The sequence below is a fragment of the Streptomyces sp. NPDC002845 genome (genome assembly GCF_053591955.1).
In genome coordinates this window covers 87,443-103,006 of record NZ_JBSFUU010000019.1, presented here as the reverse complement: position 1 = coordinate 103,006, position 15,564 = coordinate 87,443, and the positions used below count along the sequence as shown (strand labels likewise).

Annotated in this window: 15 protein-coding genes; 7 read left to right on the top strand and 8 right to left on the bottom strand. The window is 73.1% G+C overall.

Annotated features, from left to right (window positions below; translation table 11 throughout):
* Window positions 1-21 precede the first annotated feature (21 nt).
* From ACWD3C_RS16385 to ACWD3C_RS16375, 3 genes are all read right to left on the bottom strand, one after another.
* On the bottom strand, window positions 22-900 hold the full coding sequence (locus ACWD3C_RS16385) for a hypothetical protein (RefSeq protein ID WP_451144366.1): 879 nt from the start codon (window positions 898-900) through the stop codon (window positions 22-24).
* A 46-nt stretch (window positions 901-946) separates the two neighbouring features.
* On the bottom strand, window positions 947-2,473 hold the full coding sequence (locus tag ACWD3C_RS16380) for a hypothetical protein (protein ID WP_451144364.1): 1,527 nt from the start codon (window positions 2,471-2,473) through the stop codon (window positions 947-949).
* A 178-nt stretch (window positions 2,474-2,651) separates the two neighbouring features.
* Entirely contained in the window at window positions 2,652-3,359 is a 708-nt protein-coding gene (locus tag ACWD3C_RS16375; protein ID WP_451144362.1) for a GntR family transcriptional regulator, read from the bottom strand.
* Window positions 3,360-3,536: 177 nt separating this feature from the next.
* Between ACWD3C_RS16375 and ACWD3C_RS16370 the strand changes: the two genes are divergently transcribed.
* The 5 genes from ACWD3C_RS16370 to ACWD3C_RS16350 are packed head-to-tail and all read left to right on the top strand — an operon-like array spanning window position 3,537 to window position 7,975.
* Window positions 3,537-4,862: an MFS transporter gene (locus tag ACWD3C_RS16370; RefSeq protein ID WP_451144360.1), complete on the top strand. Its 1,326-nt coding sequence runs from the start codon at window positions 3,537-3,539 to the stop codon at window positions 4,860-4,862.
* Window positions 4,859-5,713, top strand: coding sequence for a putative hydro-lyase (locus tag ACWD3C_RS16365; protein ID WP_451144358.1), 855 nt, complete (start codon window positions 4,859-4,861; stop codon window positions 5,711-5,713). Before ACWD3C_RS16370 ends, ACWD3C_RS16365 begins: the two co-directional genes overlap by 4 nt.
* A gap of 17 nt (window positions 5,714-5,730) precedes the next feature.
* Window positions 5,731-6,489, top strand: coding sequence for a LamB/YcsF family protein (locus tag ACWD3C_RS16360; RefSeq protein WP_451144356.1), 759 nt, complete (start codon window positions 5,731-5,733; stop codon window positions 6,487-6,489).
* On the top strand, window positions 6,486-7,109 hold the full coding sequence (locus tag ACWD3C_RS16355; protein WP_451144354.1) for a 5-oxoprolinase subunit B family protein: 624 nt from the start codon (window positions 6,486-6,488) through the stop codon (window positions 7,107-7,109). Before ACWD3C_RS16360 ends, ACWD3C_RS16355 begins: the two co-directional genes overlap by 4 nt.
* Complete coding sequence (locus ACWD3C_RS16350) at window positions 7,106-7,975, top strand: 5-oxoprolinase subunit C family protein (RefSeq protein ID WP_451144352.1); 870 nt, start codon at window positions 7,106-7,108, stop codon at window positions 7,973-7,975. The genes ACWD3C_RS16355 and ACWD3C_RS16350 overlap by 4 nt, the downstream gene beginning before the upstream one ends.
* A 15-nt stretch (window positions 7,976-7,990) precedes the next feature.
* On the opposite strand, the gene ACWD3C_RS16345 is transcribed toward ACWD3C_RS16350, so the two are convergent.
* The 5 genes from ACWD3C_RS16345 to ACWD3C_RS16325 form a co-directional block, all read right to left on the bottom strand.
* Window positions 7,991-8,845, bottom strand: coding sequence for an SGNH/GDSL hydrolase family protein (locus tag ACWD3C_RS16345; RefSeq protein ID WP_451144350.1), 855 nt, complete (start codon window positions 8,843-8,845; stop codon window positions 7,991-7,993).
* A complete protein-coding gene (locus ACWD3C_RS16340) occupies window positions 8,842-10,104 on the bottom strand; it encodes a glycosyltransferase (RefSeq protein WP_451144348.1) in 1,263 nt (420 codons plus the stop codon). The genes ACWD3C_RS16345 and ACWD3C_RS16340 overlap by 4 nt, the downstream gene beginning before the upstream one ends.
* Complete coding sequence (locus ACWD3C_RS16335; protein ID WP_451144346.1) at window positions 10,101-11,225, bottom strand: glycosyltransferase family 4 protein; 1,125 nt, start codon at window positions 11,223-11,225, stop codon at window positions 10,101-10,103. Before ACWD3C_RS16335 ends, ACWD3C_RS16340 begins: the two co-directional genes overlap by 4 nt.
* A 139-nt stretch (window positions 11,226-11,364) precedes the next feature.
* The gene (locus tag ACWD3C_RS16330) at window positions 11,365-12,783 is read right to left on the bottom strand and encodes a HEAT repeat domain-containing protein (protein ID WP_451144344.1); all 1,419 of its coding nucleotides are present in this window, start codon (window positions 12,781-12,783) and stop codon (window positions 11,365-11,367) included.
* Window positions 12,784-13,084: 301 nt separating this feature from the next.
* On the bottom strand, window positions 13,085-13,477 hold the full coding sequence (locus ACWD3C_RS16325; protein WP_451144342.1) for an ankyrin repeat domain-containing protein: 393 nt from the start codon (window positions 13,475-13,477) through the stop codon (window positions 13,085-13,087).
* 263 nt (window positions 13,478-13,740) lie between these two features.
* On the opposite strand from ACWD3C_RS16325, the gene ACWD3C_RS16320 reads away from it, so the two are divergent.
* Both ACWD3C_RS16320 and ACWD3C_RS16315 read left to right on the top strand, forming a co-directional pair.
* Window positions 13,741-13,935 carry a hypothetical protein gene (locus tag ACWD3C_RS16320; protein WP_451144340.1) on the top strand — a complete coding sequence of 65 codons (195 nt, stop codon included), beginning with the start codon at window positions 13,741-13,743 and terminating at the stop codon, window positions 13,933-13,935.
* Between the two features lie 37 nt (window positions 13,936-13,972).
* Window positions 13,973-15,556: an ATP-binding protein gene (locus tag ACWD3C_RS16315; RefSeq protein WP_451144339.1), complete on the top strand. Its 1,584-nt coding sequence runs from the start codon at window positions 13,973-13,975 to the stop codon at window positions 15,554-15,556.
* Window positions 15,557-15,564: the final 8 nt, after the last annotated feature.

Sequence of the window (15,564 nt, the reverse complement as noted above, 5' to 3'; positions counted from 1 at the left end):
GGGGCAGGAGGGGCAGGAGGCTCACGAGTGGAACGGCAGCCCGGCGTCGGCCACCAGCTCCAGGTCCTCGGTGTCCTCGGCGGGCAACAGGCTCGCGGTGCCGTCGGTGACCGGCACGACACCCAGTTCCAGCAGCTCCGCCATGGCCGCGCCGCCCGCCATGTCGCGCACCTGGAGCTGGTAGCGCGCCGTCGTCCGGTACGTCCCGCCGCCGTCGTCCCCCGTACGCTGCAGGAACCCGGAGTCGGTGAGGAACGCGACCGCCTTGCCGACGATGCCGGTCGTGGAACCCGCCAGTCTGCGCGCGTCCTTGGTGGCCCCGGTGGCGCTGCGTCTGGCCCAGATCCGCCAGGCCGCCTCCAAGCCGGGCGCCTCGGTCGCCGGGTCGGTGTTCTCCCCCTGCTCGGCCGCCCGCTCCTCCAGACGGCGGCAGGCCTGCCGTACGAACGCGTCGACGCCGTTGACCGACACCCGCCCGATGTACCCGTCGTCCGCGAGGTCCTCGGGCCGTGGGAACGCCAGGGCGGCGACCGCGAGATGGGCGAGCCCGTGCAGGAACCGGTCCCCGGAGTCGGCCGACGTCCGGCGCGCGTAGTCACCCATGCGCACGGCGAACACCGAGTCCTCGGCCGCCGTCACGGCCATCCCCGCGCGCGGGGACACCTCCAGCACGACCAGCCCCAGGCCGGCCGCCACGGCGTCGGCGAGCCGCGCGAACGCCGGGTCCTCCCGGTAGCGCCGCAGCAGCTCCGCGTACTCCTGGTCGCGGGCCGGCTGGAGCTTGGGCTGGAGCCCGAAGGCCACGAGCCGCGCCGCGTCGGCGGCGTCGGCGGGGGTGACGGCGACGGACGCCGGTGCGGCGACGGCCTCCGGCTCACTCCACTCGACGTGCTCGGTCACGGTTGGGACTCCTCGGTGTGCTGTTCCGCCTGGTTGTCGTGCTCGCTCACGCCGCCTCCGTCCGGTCCGCGGCCATCCCCGCCGCGTCCAACATGGCGGTGCCCACGATCAGGTCGGCCCCACCGAACTCGGGATCGTCCAGCTCCGTCCCGTCGTCGACGGCGAACAGCAACGTCTGCTCGCCCTGCCGGTAGGCGGTACCGACCGGCGGACTGGCCGCGTGCACAGCCAACAAGGCCACCAAATACGGCAGTTCAGGATCCTGACGGCGCGCCTCCGCGAGCAGCCCGGACAACCGCCGAGGCGCATCCGCGGGCAGGTCGAGCAACTCCATCGCCGCGGCCAACTGCCCCTCGCTGAACCGGCTGTCGTCCGGCGTGGCGATGAGGTCGGGCTCGGGCATCTCCGCGCCGAGGTCCTCACGCTCCACCGGCGGGGTCAGCAGCAGATCGACGAGGTCCGCCACGCGCACGGAGGCCCGCGTCCGGAACCCCGTCCCGCGCGCGAAGAACGCGTCCGTCACGCGGACCGCCTGCTCCAGCGGCAGCGGGAGGACGGGCGCGACCAAATGCCCGTACAGGTCGATGCCCGACGTCGTCATGGGCGTCGCGAAGGCCTGCCGGTCCTGCTCTGCGCGGAACAGCGGACCGGCCTCCAGCAACCGCGACTGAAGCTGGGTGTGGCGCCGGATGCAGTCCTTGACGATGTCGACCAGCTCGGCGGCGCGCCGCTTGTGCTCGGGGTCCTCGGACTCGTCGCGGGCCCTGCGGATGTTGGTGAGGATCGCGTTCTCGTGGCGGTACCGGTCGGCGACGTGGTCGAGGGCCTCGGCGATCATGTCGGGCACGGTGTTGAGCCAGTCCACGGCCCGCACATTGCGCCGGGTGGCGTCCAGCGCCTTCCTGAGCGTCTCCGAGTACTGCACGGTGCGGTACCGGGCCTGCTCGGCGGCGAGCTGCGCGTCGGCGAGCCGGCCTCGGCTGATCAGCACCTCCAGCTTGACCTCGGCGGCGATCTGGGCGCTGGTGACGTCGGTGTCGAGGGCGCCCACCAGCACGTTGACGGCCTCGTCGGTCGTCCGGAGGTAGACGCCGCCCCCGTACCCGGGGACCTCCTCGATCAGCTTGAAGTCGTAGTCGCGGCGCACATAGGTGCCGTCGGGCGCGAACGTGCCGTATACGGCCCGGAAGCCGCGGTCGACGCTGCCGACGTTGATCAGGTTCTCCAGGACCCAGCGGGCCACGCGCTCGTGCTCGGCGACGGGACGCTGCGGGGCCTGGGCGGCGATGCGGGGGATGAGCCGGGCGACGATCTGTTCGTGGTCGGCGCCCGTGTCGAAGTCCATGTTCAGCGTGACCAGGTCGATGGCGGCGAGGGCGACCTCCGCCATGCCGTACACCGAGTACTCACCGGCGAGATTGGCCTTGCGCGCGTCGAGGTCGTGCAGCGGCGCGGTGCAGGCGAGCGCACGCAGCCGCCGCGCCAGTCCCTCGTCGGCGGCCGGCCCCGGAGCGGGGCGCGGCCCCGCGCTGAGCTGGGGCGGAACGCTGTCCGTCGATGCAGGCGAAGTCACGGTGCACAGACTAGGTCCTCGGTCTGACAACGGCCCAAACGCTCGGCTCGGCGAGCGGGAGGACTGCGGCTTCGCCCTTGCGTGCGAGCCGTTCGTGTTGCTCGCGCCCACGCGGCGGAGCCGCACATGTCACAGCCCCGCGCTCCTGACGGGGCGCGGGCCCACTGCCCCGGCGCCTTCAGTCGATGCCCTGGGCCCTGCCCGCGACACGCCGCCCGTAGACCTCGACCAGCCCTTTGCGTGAGTCGTCGAGATACACCGTGAGCAGCCGCTCGGCCTCGTCCCGCTCGCCCGCCTGCAAGGTCTTGAGGATCTGGCGGTTGCGGGCGAGGTACGGCTCGTGGAGGCGCCGTGGGTCGTCCACCACGTGGAAGGCGAGCCGGAGTTCGGCGAAGACGCTGCGCATCAGCTCGTCGGTGCGCTCGCTGCCGGCGAGGGCGACCAGTTCCCGGTGGAAGTGGATGTTGGCCGTGGACACACCTTTCCAGTCACCTTCGCGCGCCGCCTCCTGCCCGTCGGAGACGGCCTTGGCGAGCCCCTCCACGGCGTACGGCGGCACACCGAGCCCGCGTACGACGGCGCGCTCGACGAGGCTTCGGGTGCGGTAGATGTCCTCGACGTCCTCGACGGTCAGCACGCGCACGAAGACCCCACGGTTGAGCTCGTGCACCAGCAGCCGTTCGTGCGTGAGCAGGCGGAACGCCTCGCGCAGGGTGTTGCGGGAGACGCCGAGGGCTCCGCCGATGCTGTCCTCGGACAGCCGGGTCCCGGGCGGGAAGAACCCCTCGGCGATACGGCTCCTGAGGATGTCCGAGACACGCTCGGCGGTGCTGGTGCGGCCCAGGAGGGCGCGATCGTCGGCTAGTTCCGTCAGTTCGGCGGCCATGCCCGGAATTCAATCGCAGATACAAGAACGAAACAACAGGGGTATTGAAGGATCGTTCAACGATCCTCTACCTTGCTGGACAGGCGCCGACCGCACCTCCGCTCCCCTCCGGCGCCGCCCTCCCGCACGGCACGGCTCAGTCCTCATGCACTCTCCGTCCCTCATTGCGAGGTGCCCATGAGCACGACTCCTCCCGCTCCTCCCCGGACCCTGACCGCCGACGCCGGGCCGGCCACGGGTGAACAGACCGCCGACGACGGCGCGTTCGGCTGGCTGCGCGCCCTCGGCCCGCGTGGCCGCCGCGCCTTCGCGGGCGCCTTCGGCGGCTTTGCCCTCGACTCGTACGACTACTTCACGTTGCCGCTGAGCATGGTGGCGCTCGCGGCCTACTTCGGGCTGGACAGCGGCCAGACCGGCCTGTTCACCACGGTCACCCTGGTCGTCTCGGCGATCGGCGGTGCCGCGGCGGGCGTGCTCGCGGACCGGATCGGGCGCGTCAAGGCGCTGATGATCACCGTGGCCACCTACGCGATCTTCACCGTGGCCTGCGGCTTCGCGCCCAACTACGAAACCCTGCTGGTCTTCCGCGCCCTCCAGGGGCTCGGCTTCGGCGGCGAGTGGGCGGTCGGCGCGATTCTGGTCGCCGAGTACGCGAGCGCCAAGGACCGGGGACGGACACTCGGCGCGATCCAGAGTTCGTGGGCCGTCGGCTGGGCACTCTCCGTGATCGCCTACACCCTGGTCTTCTCGCTCGTGGACGACGACCTCGCCTGGCGCGTGATGTTCTGGACGGGCGCGCTGCCCGCGCTGCTCGTGGTCTGGGTGCGCCGTCATGTCGGGGACGCCCCGGAGGCGGCCGCCGCACGCGAGAAGAGCACCGAGAAGGGCTCGTTCGCCGCGATCTTCCGGCCCGGCACCGCCACCGCGCCGGGCCTGCTGCGCACCACCGTCTTCGCGGTCTTGCTCTCCACCGGTGTCCAGGGCGGCTACTACACGCTGGCCACGTGGGTGCCCACGTACCTGAAGACCGAGCGCGGGCTGTCGGTCGTCGGCACCGGCGGGTACCTCACGTTCCTGATCTCGGGAGCCTTCATCGGCTACCTCACCGGCGGCTATCTCACCGACCGGCTGGGCCGCAGGCGGAACATCTGGCTCTTCGCGGTGCTCTCGGCGATCTGCATCCTGGCGTACGCGAACATCCCGAGCGGCGCCAACACCCTTGTCCTGGTGCTCGGTTTCCCGCTCGGGTTCTGCATGTCGGCGATCTTCAGCGGCTTCGGCTCGTTCCTCAGCGAGCTGTATCCGACGGCCGTGCGCGGCACGGGACAGGGCTTCACGTACAACACCGGCCGCGCGGTGGGCGCCGTCTTCCCCACCACGGTCGGCTTCCTGGCCGACAGCTGGGGCGTGGGCGGCGCGCTGGTCTTCGGCGCGATCGGGTACGGCCTGGCCGCGATCGCGCTGCTCGGGCTGCCCGAGACCCGTGGGAAGGAGCTCCAGTGAACCGCGCCACCCAGAACCGCCCGCTGAGCCTCGTCAGCGTCCAGGACCGTCCCTTGGCCCTTCTCGACCGGCACGCACACGCGTGGACCCCCGAAAAGGCGCGCGCACGGTTCCGTTCGGGCGTGTCGGGGCCCACCGCCGGAGTCTGTGCCGGACACACCCAGGCGAACCTGATCTCGGTCCCGGCCGACTGGGCGTACGAGATGCTGCTCTTCTGCCAGCGCAACCCGAAGCCGTGCCCGGTGCTCGACGTCACGGAGGCCGGTTCCTGGACGACCCCGCTCGCCGATGGCGCGGATCTGCGCACCGATCTGCCGCGCTACCGGGTGTGGAGGCACGGCGAGTTGGTGGCCGAGCCGACGGACGTGCTCGACGTCTGGCGCGAGGACCTGGTGTCGTTCCTCATCGGGTGCAGCTTCACCTTCGAGTGGGCGCTGACCGAGGCGGGCGTCCCGATGCGCCATGTCGAGCAGGGCCGCAACGTCTCCATGTACGTCACCGGCCGTCAGTGCCGCCCCGCCGGACGCCTGCGCGGCCCCCTGGTGGTGTCGATGCGGCCGGTCCCGCCCGAGCACCTGGCCGCCGCGATCCGGGAGAGCAGTCTGCTCCCGGCCGTGCACGGCAGCCCGGTGCACTGCGGGGAGCCGTCGGGGCTCGGCGTCGCGGACCTGTCGCGCCCGGACTTCGGTGACCCGGTGGCCGCCGAGCCGGACGACATCCCCGTGTTCTGGGCCTGCGGGGTGACGCCCCAGGCGGCGGTGATGGCCTCGCGTCCGCCCTTCGCCATCACCCACGCACCCGGCCAGATGTTCCTCACCGACGCCCGCGACGAGCAGTACCGCGTGGCCTGACCAACAGAATGGGAACCATGACCTTGATCGATCTGAACGCCGACCTCGGCGAGGGCTTCGGCCGCTGGCGGCTGACCGACGACGAACGGCTGCTGTCCGTCGTCACCAGCGCCAACGTGGCCTGCGGCTTCCACGCCGGGGACGCGGTCACCATGCGGCGGGTGTGCGAGCTGGCGGCCGAGCGCGGTGTACGGATCGGGGCCCAGGTCTCGTACCGGGACCTGGCGGGGTTCGGGCGGCGCGCGATGGACGTGCCGCCCGCCGAGCTGGCGGCCGAGGTGGCGTACCAGATCGGTGCCCTGGAGGTCTTCGCGCGCGCGGCGGGCACGCGCGTGTCGTACGTCAAGCCGCACGGCGCGCTCTACAACCGTGTGGTGCACGACGAGGAGCAGGCGGCGGCGGTGGTCGACGGCGTGCTGCTCGCCGACGCCGCGCTGCCCGTGCTCGGGCTGCCGGACTCACGCTTCCTGAAGGTGGCCGAGCGGGCCGGGCTGCCCGTCGTCCCCGAGGCGTTCGCGGACCGTGCCTACACCGACGAGGGCACCCTCGTACCGCGCGACCGGGACGGCGCGGTGATCACCGACGCGGACGTCGTGGTCGAACGCTCCGTGGGCCTGGCCCGCTTCGGCGCCGTCCCGTCCCACTCCGGAGAGCGGGTGTCCGTCCGGGCGCGTTCCCTGTGCCTGCACGGCGACACCCCGGGCGCGGTGGGACTCGCCCGCCGGGTCCGGGAAGGGCTTGAGTCCTCGGGCGTGCGCGTGGAGGCGTTCGCATGAGAGCACTGCCGGTCGGGGACCGCGCGCTCCTGATCGAGGTGAGCACCGGCGAGGAGGCCGAGGCCCTGCACGCCGAACTGCTGCGCCGTCGCGCCTGCGGCGACCTCACCGTGGCCGAGATCGTCCCCGCGGCCCGTACGGTCCTCCTGGACGGCCTCGACGCCCCGTCGCGCCTGGCCGAGCGCCTCGCCTCCTGGGAGGTGCCGCCTGTCCCCCCGCGCGCGGAGGAGGAGGTCGTCGAGATCCCCGTACGGTACGACGGTCCCGACCTGACCGACGTCGCCGCCCACTGGGGTGTGGCCGAGGCCGAGGTGGCCCGTATCCACGCGGCGGCCGACTTCCGGGTCGCCTTCTGCGGGTTCGCGCCCGGCTTCGGCTATCTCACCGGCCTGCCCCGCCAGGTGCCGCGCCGGGTGACTCCGCGGACGGCCGTCCCGGCGGGTTCCGTGGCGCTGGCGGGCCCGTACACGGGTGTGTACCCGCGCTCGTCCCCGGGCGGCTGGCAGCTGATCGGTACGACGGACACGGTGCTGTGGGACCACGCGCGCGTGCCGGCCGCGCTGCTGACGCCGGGCACCCGGGTCCGCTTCGTTCCCTCGGGATCCGCGGGGGCACTGTGACCGACCGCGCCCTCGCCGTTGTGCGCGCCGGGGCCCTCACCACCGTGCAGGACCGGGGACGCCCCGGCCACTCCCACCTCGGTGTGCCCCGCTCCGGTGCCCTCGACGCGCCCGCCGCCGCGCTGGTCAACCGGCTCGTCGGCAATTCCCCCGACGCGGCCGTCCTGGAGACCACCCTCAACGGCTGTGCCGTACGCCCGCGTTCAGCGGTCACCGTGGCCGTCGGGGGCGCCCCCTGCCCGGTCACCGTCGACGGGCGCCCGGCGGCCTGGGGAGCCCCGCTGCGGGTTCCGGGCGGGGCCCTGCTGGACGTCGGGCCCGCGCGCTCCGGGGTACGCAGTTATCTGGCCGTCTCCGGTGGAGTGGCCGTGGAGCCGGTGCTGGGCAGCCGCTCGACGGACCTGCTGTCGGGGCTCGGCCCGGCCCCGCTGACCGACGGCACGGTGCTGCCCCTGGGGCCACCGGCGAGGGCACACGCGCGCGTGGACGTCGTTCCGCAGCCCGCGCCGCCCGCCGAGCTCGTCCTGCGGGTGACCCTGGGCCCCCGCGACGACTGGTTCACCGCGGCGGCCGTACGGGCGTTCACCACGCGCGCGTACGTCGTGTCGTCCGCGAGCAACCGCATCGGCCTGCGCACGGGGGGACCCGCTCTGGAGCGCGCTCGCACGGATGAACTCCCCAGCGAGGGGATGGTGCTGGGCGCCGTCCAGGTTCCGCCGGACGGCCGCCCGGTCGTCTTCCTCGCCGACCATCCGACCACCGGGGGGTACCCGGTGATCGCGGTCGTCCACCCGGAGGACCTGCCCGGTACGGCCCAGGCCGTACCGGGCACTCCGGTGCACTTCGTGACGGTACGGCGGCGCTGACCCCGGCTGCGCACGTCACGCCACGTCCGGCTGCTGCTCCGGTACAGCCACCGACAGCGCGGCCAGCGCCGACGCCACCGCGCGGGAGGTGCTGAGGTCGAGCCGGGCGCTGGTGCCCCGGGCCCGGTGGCGTACCTCGGAGGCGGCGAGGGTGAGAAGTTGCGGCAGCAGGTCGGTGCAGCGGCGGGCGACCCAGCCGGTGCCCGCGGTGGCCAGCCACCACAGGCCGGCCGCCCGGGTGGGCGCGGGGAACTCGGGCTCGGCGGACGGCGTGGGCCCCGTGGCGATGCCCGCCTCGGCGAGCAGGGCGTGGAAGCGGACCGCGAGCTGCCGGTGGCCGCGTTCGCCGGGGTGCAGCCGGTCCGCGCTCCACATGGCCCGGTCCGTCAGCCACGCGCCCTCGCAGGCGTGCAGATGAACCGCCCCGTAGCGCTCGGACAGGGCGTGGACGACGGTGTTGACGGCCCGCTGCCGCCGGGCGAGCGGTCCGGCGAGCGCGCCGGGCAGGCCGAGCATGCCGCCGGGGTCGGGCAGGCACGCGGTGAGCAGGGCCGCGCCCTGGGCCCGGAAGGCCGCGTACACCTCGTCGAGGCGGGCGGCGACGGCGTGGATGTCGAAGGTGCGGCGGAGGGTGTCGTTGACGCCGACGACGACGGACACGACGTCCGGCCGCACGGCGAGGGCGGCGGGGGTCTGCCGCTCCAGGACGTCGCGCGTCTGGGCGCCGCTGACGGCGAGGTTGGTGAAGTCGACGGCCGGGCCGAGCCCGTCGGCGAGGAGCGCGGCCCAGCCGCGCCATTCCCCGCCGACGGGATCCCCCACTCCCTCGGTGAGGGAGTCGCCGAGGGCCACGAAGCGCAGCGGTCTCATCCGACACTCTCCGGCACCGTGCGCGGGACGATCGCGTCGTGCGCGGCGAGGAAGGCGTCCACGGCGGTCCTCCAGCCGAAGCAGGCGGCACGCGCGCGTGCCGCGCGCCTGCGCTCGTCCTCGGGCCGGTCCAGGAGGACTTCCACCGCGTCGGCGAACGCGTCCCCGTGGTCCGCGGCGGTGGCCCCGGCCGACCCGACGACCTCGGTCAGCGCGGAGGAGGCACTGGCCACGACGGGCGTGCCGCAGGCCATGGCCTCCAGCGCGGCGAGCCCGAACGTCTCGGCGGGCCCCGGCGCCAGGCACACGTCCGCCGTGGCCTGCAGCGCACCGAGCAGGGCACGGTCGCCGACGTGCCCGAGGAAGGTCACGGGCAGAGCCCGCTCCCGGGCCCGCTGCTCCAGCCGGGCGCGCAGCGGCCCGTCCCCGGCGACGACGAGCCGGACGCCCGCCCCGCGCCGCAGGAGCGCCTCCAGGGCGTCCAGGGCCGTTCCGGGCCGCTTCTCGACGGAGAGCCGGGAGCACATGACGAGCAGCGTCTCGCCCACGCGCACGTACCGGTCGCGCAGCCCGGGGTCCCGCAGCGCGGGGTGCCGCTGTTCCAGGTCGACGCCCAGCGGAGCACGTACGACATTGCGGGCGCCGATGCGCAGGAACTCCCGCTCCGCGAACTCGGTCGTGCACACGACGCGTGCATAGGTGTGTGCCGTACGGATGTTGAGGGCGTCCGAGGCGCGCCGGGACATGTTCTCGGACAGGCCCCAGGTCCGCAGCACGCCGTCGGCGGTCTCGTGGGAGACCATCACGGCGGGCAGGCGGGCGCGCCGCGCCCACTTGCCGGTCCACCGCAGCGTCGTACGGTCGGAGACCTCCAGCCGGTCGGGCCCGAGTTCCTCCAGGAGTGCGGCCACGCGCCGCTTGTCCACGAGGACCCGGTAGCCGCCGGTGCCGGGCAGCAGGGGTCCGGGCAGGGTGATGACGCGCCCCTGCTCGGTCTCCCGGTCGGAGTGACGCTCGCCCGGCACGACGAGGACCGGCTCGTGCCCGGCCGCCCTGTAGCCCTTGCCGAGCTCGCGCAGGGCCGTGCGCAGGCCGCCCGAGGAGGGCGCCACGAAGTTGGCGAGCCGCACGATCCGCAGCCCGGTGCCTCGGCCGCCCGCGGCAAGCGGGCCGGTACCGCCGCCCACGCGCGCGTGCTCACCTTCACCGCTCTCCACGCGCGCGTGCGTACCCTCACCGCTCTCCACGCGCGCGTTCATGCCGCCACCGCCGTCCGTGCGGCGAGCACGTCGGTGTAGTGCCCGATGAGTCGGTCGCCGACGGCTGCCCAGGTGCGCCCCTCGACGGTGGCCCGCCCGGCGGCGCCGTACACGGCCCGCCGTTCCGGGTCGTCGGCGAGCGCCCGTACGGCGTCCCGTACGGCGTCCGCGTCGCGCGGCGGGACCAGCAGGCCCGTGCGCCCGTGCGCCACCAGGTCCAGCGGTCCGCCTGCGGCGGGCGCGACGACGGGCACTCCGCTGGCCATGGCCTCCTGCACGGTCTGGCAGAAGGTTTCGTACGGGCCGGTGTGCGCGAAGACGTCGAACGAGGCGAAGATCCGGGCGAGTTCGTCGCCGGTCCGGCGTCCCAGGAAGACGGCGCCCGGGAGCTGTTCGCGCAGGGCGGGCTCGCTGGGGCCGTCGCCCACGACGACGACACGCACGCCGTCCAGTCCGCAGGCGCCCGCGAGGAGTTCGACCTGCTTCTCGGGGGCGAGCCGGCCGACGTAGCCGACGATCAGCTCGCCGCCCGGGGCGAGCTCGCGGCGGAGCGCCTCGTCCCGGAGGCCGGGGCGGAAGCGGACGGTGTCGACGCCGCGCGGCCACAGCTTCACCCGGGGCACACCGTGCGCCTCCAGGTCGTGCAGTGACGCGCTGGACGGCGCCAGGGTGCGGTCGGCGGCCGAGTGGACGGAGCGGATGCGCCGCCAGGCGGCGGCCTCACCGGCGCCCATGTAGGTGCGGGCGTATCCGGCGAGGTCGGTCTGGTAGACGGCCACGGCCGGTATGCCGAGCCGCGCGGCGGCCGCCATGCCGCGCACGCCGAGGACGAAGGGACTGGCCAGGTGAACGATGTCGGCGCGGTGCGAGATGAGCGCCGCGGCCAGGCGCCGGCTGGGCAGGGCGACGCGGACCTGGGGGTAGCCGGGGAGCGGAAGGGAGGGGACATGGACGACGGGGCACGGCGCGAGGGCGTCGGCCTTGCTTCCGGGCGCAGGGGCCGGGGCGACGACGAGGGGGGTGTGACCGCGATCGACGAGGTGTCGGGCGGTCTGGAGCGCGCAGTGGGCCACGCCGTTCACATCGGGGGGAAAGGATTCGGTCACGATGACGACACGCATACCGGTGTTCTCGCCGCGCTGGACGTGGCCGCGTCAACGTGGATCTTTCCGGACGGGGAACGTCCCATGAGCGTTGCGCTGCGCACCCGCCCAGGTCAGACCGTGTCCACGAGCGTCTGACTTCCGGGTCACCCGTCGTTCACACGGCGGGCATGTCGGGCCCGATCCGGCTGCGTACGGCTGTCTGGACCTCTGCCTCCTCGGCCGGGTCCGCGGCCAGGCGGCGGAGCTGGTCGACGACGCGCGTGTCACCGGTCTCGGCGTGCCGTGCAGCGACTTCGCGGGTGGATTCCTCGCAGTCCCAGAGGCATTCGACGGCGAATCCGGCGGGGAAGGAGGGGTCGGTGGCGGCGAGCGCGCGGGCGGCGCGGCCGCGGAGGTGGGACGAGGCGGTCTCGCGGTAGATGTGGCGCAGGACCGGTGCGGCGCAGACGATGCCGAGCCGTCCGGTGCCGTCAACGAGGGTCCACAGGGTCGGCGCGTCCGGGCCCTCACCTCGTACGGCCTCGCGCAGCGCCCCCAGCACCAGATCGCGGTCCTGTGCGCCGCCCCGGCAGGCGAGCATGCGCCCGGCGGCGGCGCCCAGTTCGTCAGGCCGGTGCACCCACCGTCGCGCCCGGTCGACGGCGGCGACGCTGCGCATCCGTTCGAAGGCGTCGGCAGCGGCGTCCACGACGGCCGCGGAGCCGTCGGACACGGCCGCCTCGACCAGATCGAGCGCGTCGGGATCATTGCTGTCGGCGAGATAGCGCAACGCGGTACAGCGGGCGCCGTCATCGCCGGTTCGGGCGGCCTCGATGATCTCGGGCCGGCCCTCGGGGCCCGCGACGGCCATGAGACAGCGGGCCGCCGGGACATGAAGCATCGCTCCGCGTTCGATGCCCTGCTGGGCCCACTCGAACACGGCCTTCACGCTCCACCCCGGACGGGGACCGGTGGGGCGCATCTGCCGCTGCCAGCGGTCGAAACAGCCGGTCTCCTGGGCGGCACGCACACGCGTGGCGATCGCTTCACGGGGATCGTCGGCCCACAGCCGCCAGGGTCGGGGCTCGAAGGCGTCGCGGACGACGGCGGCGAGTTCGGCCTCGCCCTCGGCGTCGGTGGCGAAGCGTGCCAGCACGGGCGCGGCAAGGGCCCGTAGCGCCTCGTCGTCGTCCCGGAGGGCCAGCTCGTCCAGGGCCCAGGCCCAGTTGCTGCCGGAGGCTGCGTACCTGCGCAGCAGTTCGAGCGCGTCGCGCCTGCCGTACGAGGCGAGGTGACCGAGGACCGCGAGAGCGAGCCCGGTGCGTGACTCGCAGGTGTCGAGCACGTCCTCGGCGTCGAACAGGTGCTGCTCGATCTCGTCGAGTTCGCCGTTCAGGTCGAGGTAGAGACGGGCGTAGTACAGGGACCGGTTCTCCACCTGCCAGTCGTGGCGGGGGTCGCTCAGTACACAGTGGTTCAGAGCCGCGAGCGCCTCGGCCCGCGGGGCGGTGAGCGCGTGCAGCGTGCCGTCGCCGCGGCCCCGCTGCAGCAGGCCGAGCAGCGTACCGCTGGGCGCTATGACCGGTTCGAACATGGGAAACAGCCTCACATCAAGCGTCGACGCAACCGGGGATCGTGCATTACCTGGCCGCGTGACAACACGTCGAGGCGCCCGCCGTCTCTTGCTTGTTGTAGACCATCTTCCTCTGCCTCTCGTCGGTGGCCCATGCGGACCGCGTCACGGCCCACGCGGTGCGGCAACACCTGCCCAGCCATCGCGTCCGTGAATCACGACGTCATGATGACCCGGCACTTCTATCTACCGCGACCGTATTTCCGGCGGCCCCGTACCGCCTCCCCCGTTTTCCGTGTTCTTCCTGGTCAGGATGTTCGAATCAGTGTGCGCCGAACAATTCGAGCAGTTCTGTCTTGCCGAACATCCGGGCCGTGTCGACGGCCGAGGGAGTACCGGCGGTGGCATCGGCCCCGCTTTCCAGCAGAGCCTTGATGACTTCTTTCTCACCCTTGAAGACAGCCCCGGCGAGCGGGGTCTGGCCTCGGTCGTTGACGCGGTCGGCCTCGGCGCCGCGGGCGAGCAGGGCGCGCACCGCGTCGGCGTGGCCGTGGTAGGCGGCGAGCATCACGAGCGAGTCGCCGCGGTCGTTGGTGAGGTTGGCCGGAACGCCGGCGTCCACGTATGCCGCGAGCGCCTCGGTCTGCCCCTGCCGGGCCAGATCGAAGATCTTGGTGGCGAGCTCCACGACCTCGGGGTCGGGGGCTTCACTCATCGCCGGGACCGCCTCTCCATGACAACCGTTCAGGTGAATCGCCAGGGTACTGGCTTCTCGCGCACATGACCGCCGTCGTCCGAGGCAAAGATCACAGCAGCCCGCGACGGGCGCAACAGCCCAGCTCGGACGGGTCAGAACACACCCCGTCAGTCGAGTGAAATCAGCCGCTATTCATCCATTTGCACCTTTTGTCGTATGGATACATGCTGTGACTCTGGAAGGACTCATGGTGACTGTCCCCCTCGACCAGGAGAGCACAAATGATTCTGTCCATCTCGGGCGTCGTCCTGTTCGGCATCATCGTCTTCCTCTTCTTCCGCAAGGACGGACTGAAGGCCTCGCACGCGATCGTCGCCACACTGTTCGGCTTCTACCTCGCCAGTACCGCCATCGCCCCCAGCATCAAGGCGGGCGGCGAGAGCCTCGCGAGCCTCCTGGGCGGGATCAACTTCTGAGCCCGCTCCCGTCCGCACGCACCCTCAGGAGACCGCAGTGGCCCTCCGCCCCCTCCCCCGCATTCTGAGCAACGGCGGCGCACAGCTCGCCCGAAGCCGGGAGCTGGCCCGGACGGCGGCCGACAGCGCCACCGACGTCCTCCACCCGCTGATCACGATCACCCGTGGCCTGCGCCGGCTGGCAGCCGCCGGGCGGCGCAAGTGGGCCGACACCCCCAAGGACCGGCGCGGCTCGCTGCTGTTCCTGGTGGCCTCGGTGGTCCTGGTCGTGACGCTGATGCCGTACGGGCCGCTGCTCGCCGTCATCGCGCTGATGGCGGCGGCAGCCTGGCAGGGCCGCGAGCGCCCCGCGTCGGAGCCCACAGGCCCCGACGCGGCACAGACCCAGCGTCTGACGTCCCTGTACGAGGCGCTGGTTCCCTACTTCTCCGCCGCCGAGGACCCTGCCCCCCTCTACGCCCACGGCGGCGACTGGGAGAAGGCCTTCCCGTCGTACGACTTCGACGACACGGGCCGCGTGTCCCATCTGACGATCCACTACCCGGCGTACTTCACGGACGGCGAACCCGCCTCCCGCGCACGCGTCGAACAGCTGCTGCACGCCAAGGCGGGCCGCGGCCGTGAGTACCACTTCGACTGGGACGAGGAGGGCAACGAACTGATCGTCACGGTCCTGCCCCCGCTCCCCACCGACATCGCCGCCCAGCGCTTCGTCACAGCACCCGGCGAGACGGTCCTCGGCTTCACCGACCCGACCCACGTCCAGCGCACGCTCCCCCTGTCCTACGGTGACGAGCAGCACGACGTCCCACCGGTCGTCTGGCGCACCGGCGTCCGCTCCACCGAGCCGCATCTGCTGATCACGGGCGAGCCCGGCAGCGGGACGACCACCCTCCTGCGCTCGATCGCGCTCCAGGCCCTGCAGCACGGCGACGTCCTGATCGTCGAGGGCGGCGGGACCGGCGAGTACGCGTGCCTGACCGGCCGTAACGGTGTCCTCGCCGTCGAATGCGGCCTCGCCGGCGCCCTGGGGACCCTGGAGTGGGCGGCCCACGAGACCGAGCGCCGCCTGATCGCCGTCAACCGCGCCCGCCAGTCGGGCCACCCCTCGCCCGACGACACCAAGCGCCCCCTGTGGATCCTGCTCGACCGCCCGAGCGCGCTGGGCCACCTGGCCGCCGCCGACGGCGGCCGGGACCCGCAGCCCCTCCTCCAGGTCCCGCTCCGCCACGGGCGCGCCGCGAACGTCACCGTCGTCGTGGCCGAACAGCTCGACTGCCTGGACACCCTCTCCGACGCGGTACGGCAGCACACACGCGCGCGCGTGCTGCTGGGCCCGGCGTCGCCGGAGGACCTGGAAGCGTTCCTGGGCGCCCTCCCGCACACCACGCTGGCCCCCGAGACCCCTCCCGGCCGCGGCTACGCCCGCCTCGGCACCGGCCCCGTCCACCGCCTCCAGGTCCCGGCGACCCCGGACCCGTACGACGACGCCACGAGCGAGAGCCAGCGGCAGGCGGTGCTGGAACTGCTGCCGGGGCGCACGACTCCGGCCGACCCGGCACCCACGGCTCCGGCCGACACGGAACCGATCGCCGCGGAGGCCGCGGTGGCGGAGGGTTAGGGCGTTTC

Coding starts and splice junctions, on each gene's coding strand:
- ACWD3C_RS16375 (WP_451144362.1), bottom strand. CDS start 3,359: ATGGCCGCCGAACTGACGGAACTAGCCGACGATCGCGCCCTCCTGGGC.
- ACWD3C_RS16370 (WP_451144360.1), top strand. CDS start 3,537: ATGAGCACGACTCCTCCCGCTCCTCCCCGGACCCTGACCGCCGACGCC.
- ACWD3C_RS16360 (WP_451144356.1), top strand. CDS start 5,731: ATGACCTTGATCGATCTGAACGCCGACCTCGGCGAGGGCTTCGGCCGC.
- ACWD3C_RS16355 (WP_451144354.1), top strand. CDS start 6,486: ATGAGAGCACTGCCGGTCGGGGACCGCGCGCTCCTGATCGAGGTGAGC.
- ACWD3C_RS16345 (WP_451144350.1), bottom strand. CDS start 8,845: ATGAGACCGCTGCGCTTCGTGGCCCTCGGCGACTCCCTCACCGAGGGA.
- ACWD3C_RS16340 (WP_451144348.1), bottom strand. CDS start 10,104: ATGAACGCGCGCGTGGAGAGCGGTGAGGGTACGCACGCGCGCGTGGAG.
- ACWD3C_RS16335 (WP_451144346.1), bottom strand. CDS start 11,225: ATGCGTGTCGTCATCGTGACCGAATCCTTTCCCCCCGATGTGAACGGC.
- ACWD3C_RS16330 (WP_451144344.1), bottom strand. CDS start 12,783: ATGTTCGAACCGGTCATAGCGCCCAGCGGTACGCTGCTCGGCCTGCTG.
- ACWD3C_RS16325 (WP_451144342.1), bottom strand. CDS start 13,477: ATGAGTGAAGCCCCCGACCCCGAGGTCGTGGAGCTCGCCACCAAGATC.
- ACWD3C_RS16320 (WP_451144340.1), top strand. CDS start 13,741: ATGATTCTGTCCATCTCGGGCGTCGTCCTGTTCGGCATCATCGTCTTC.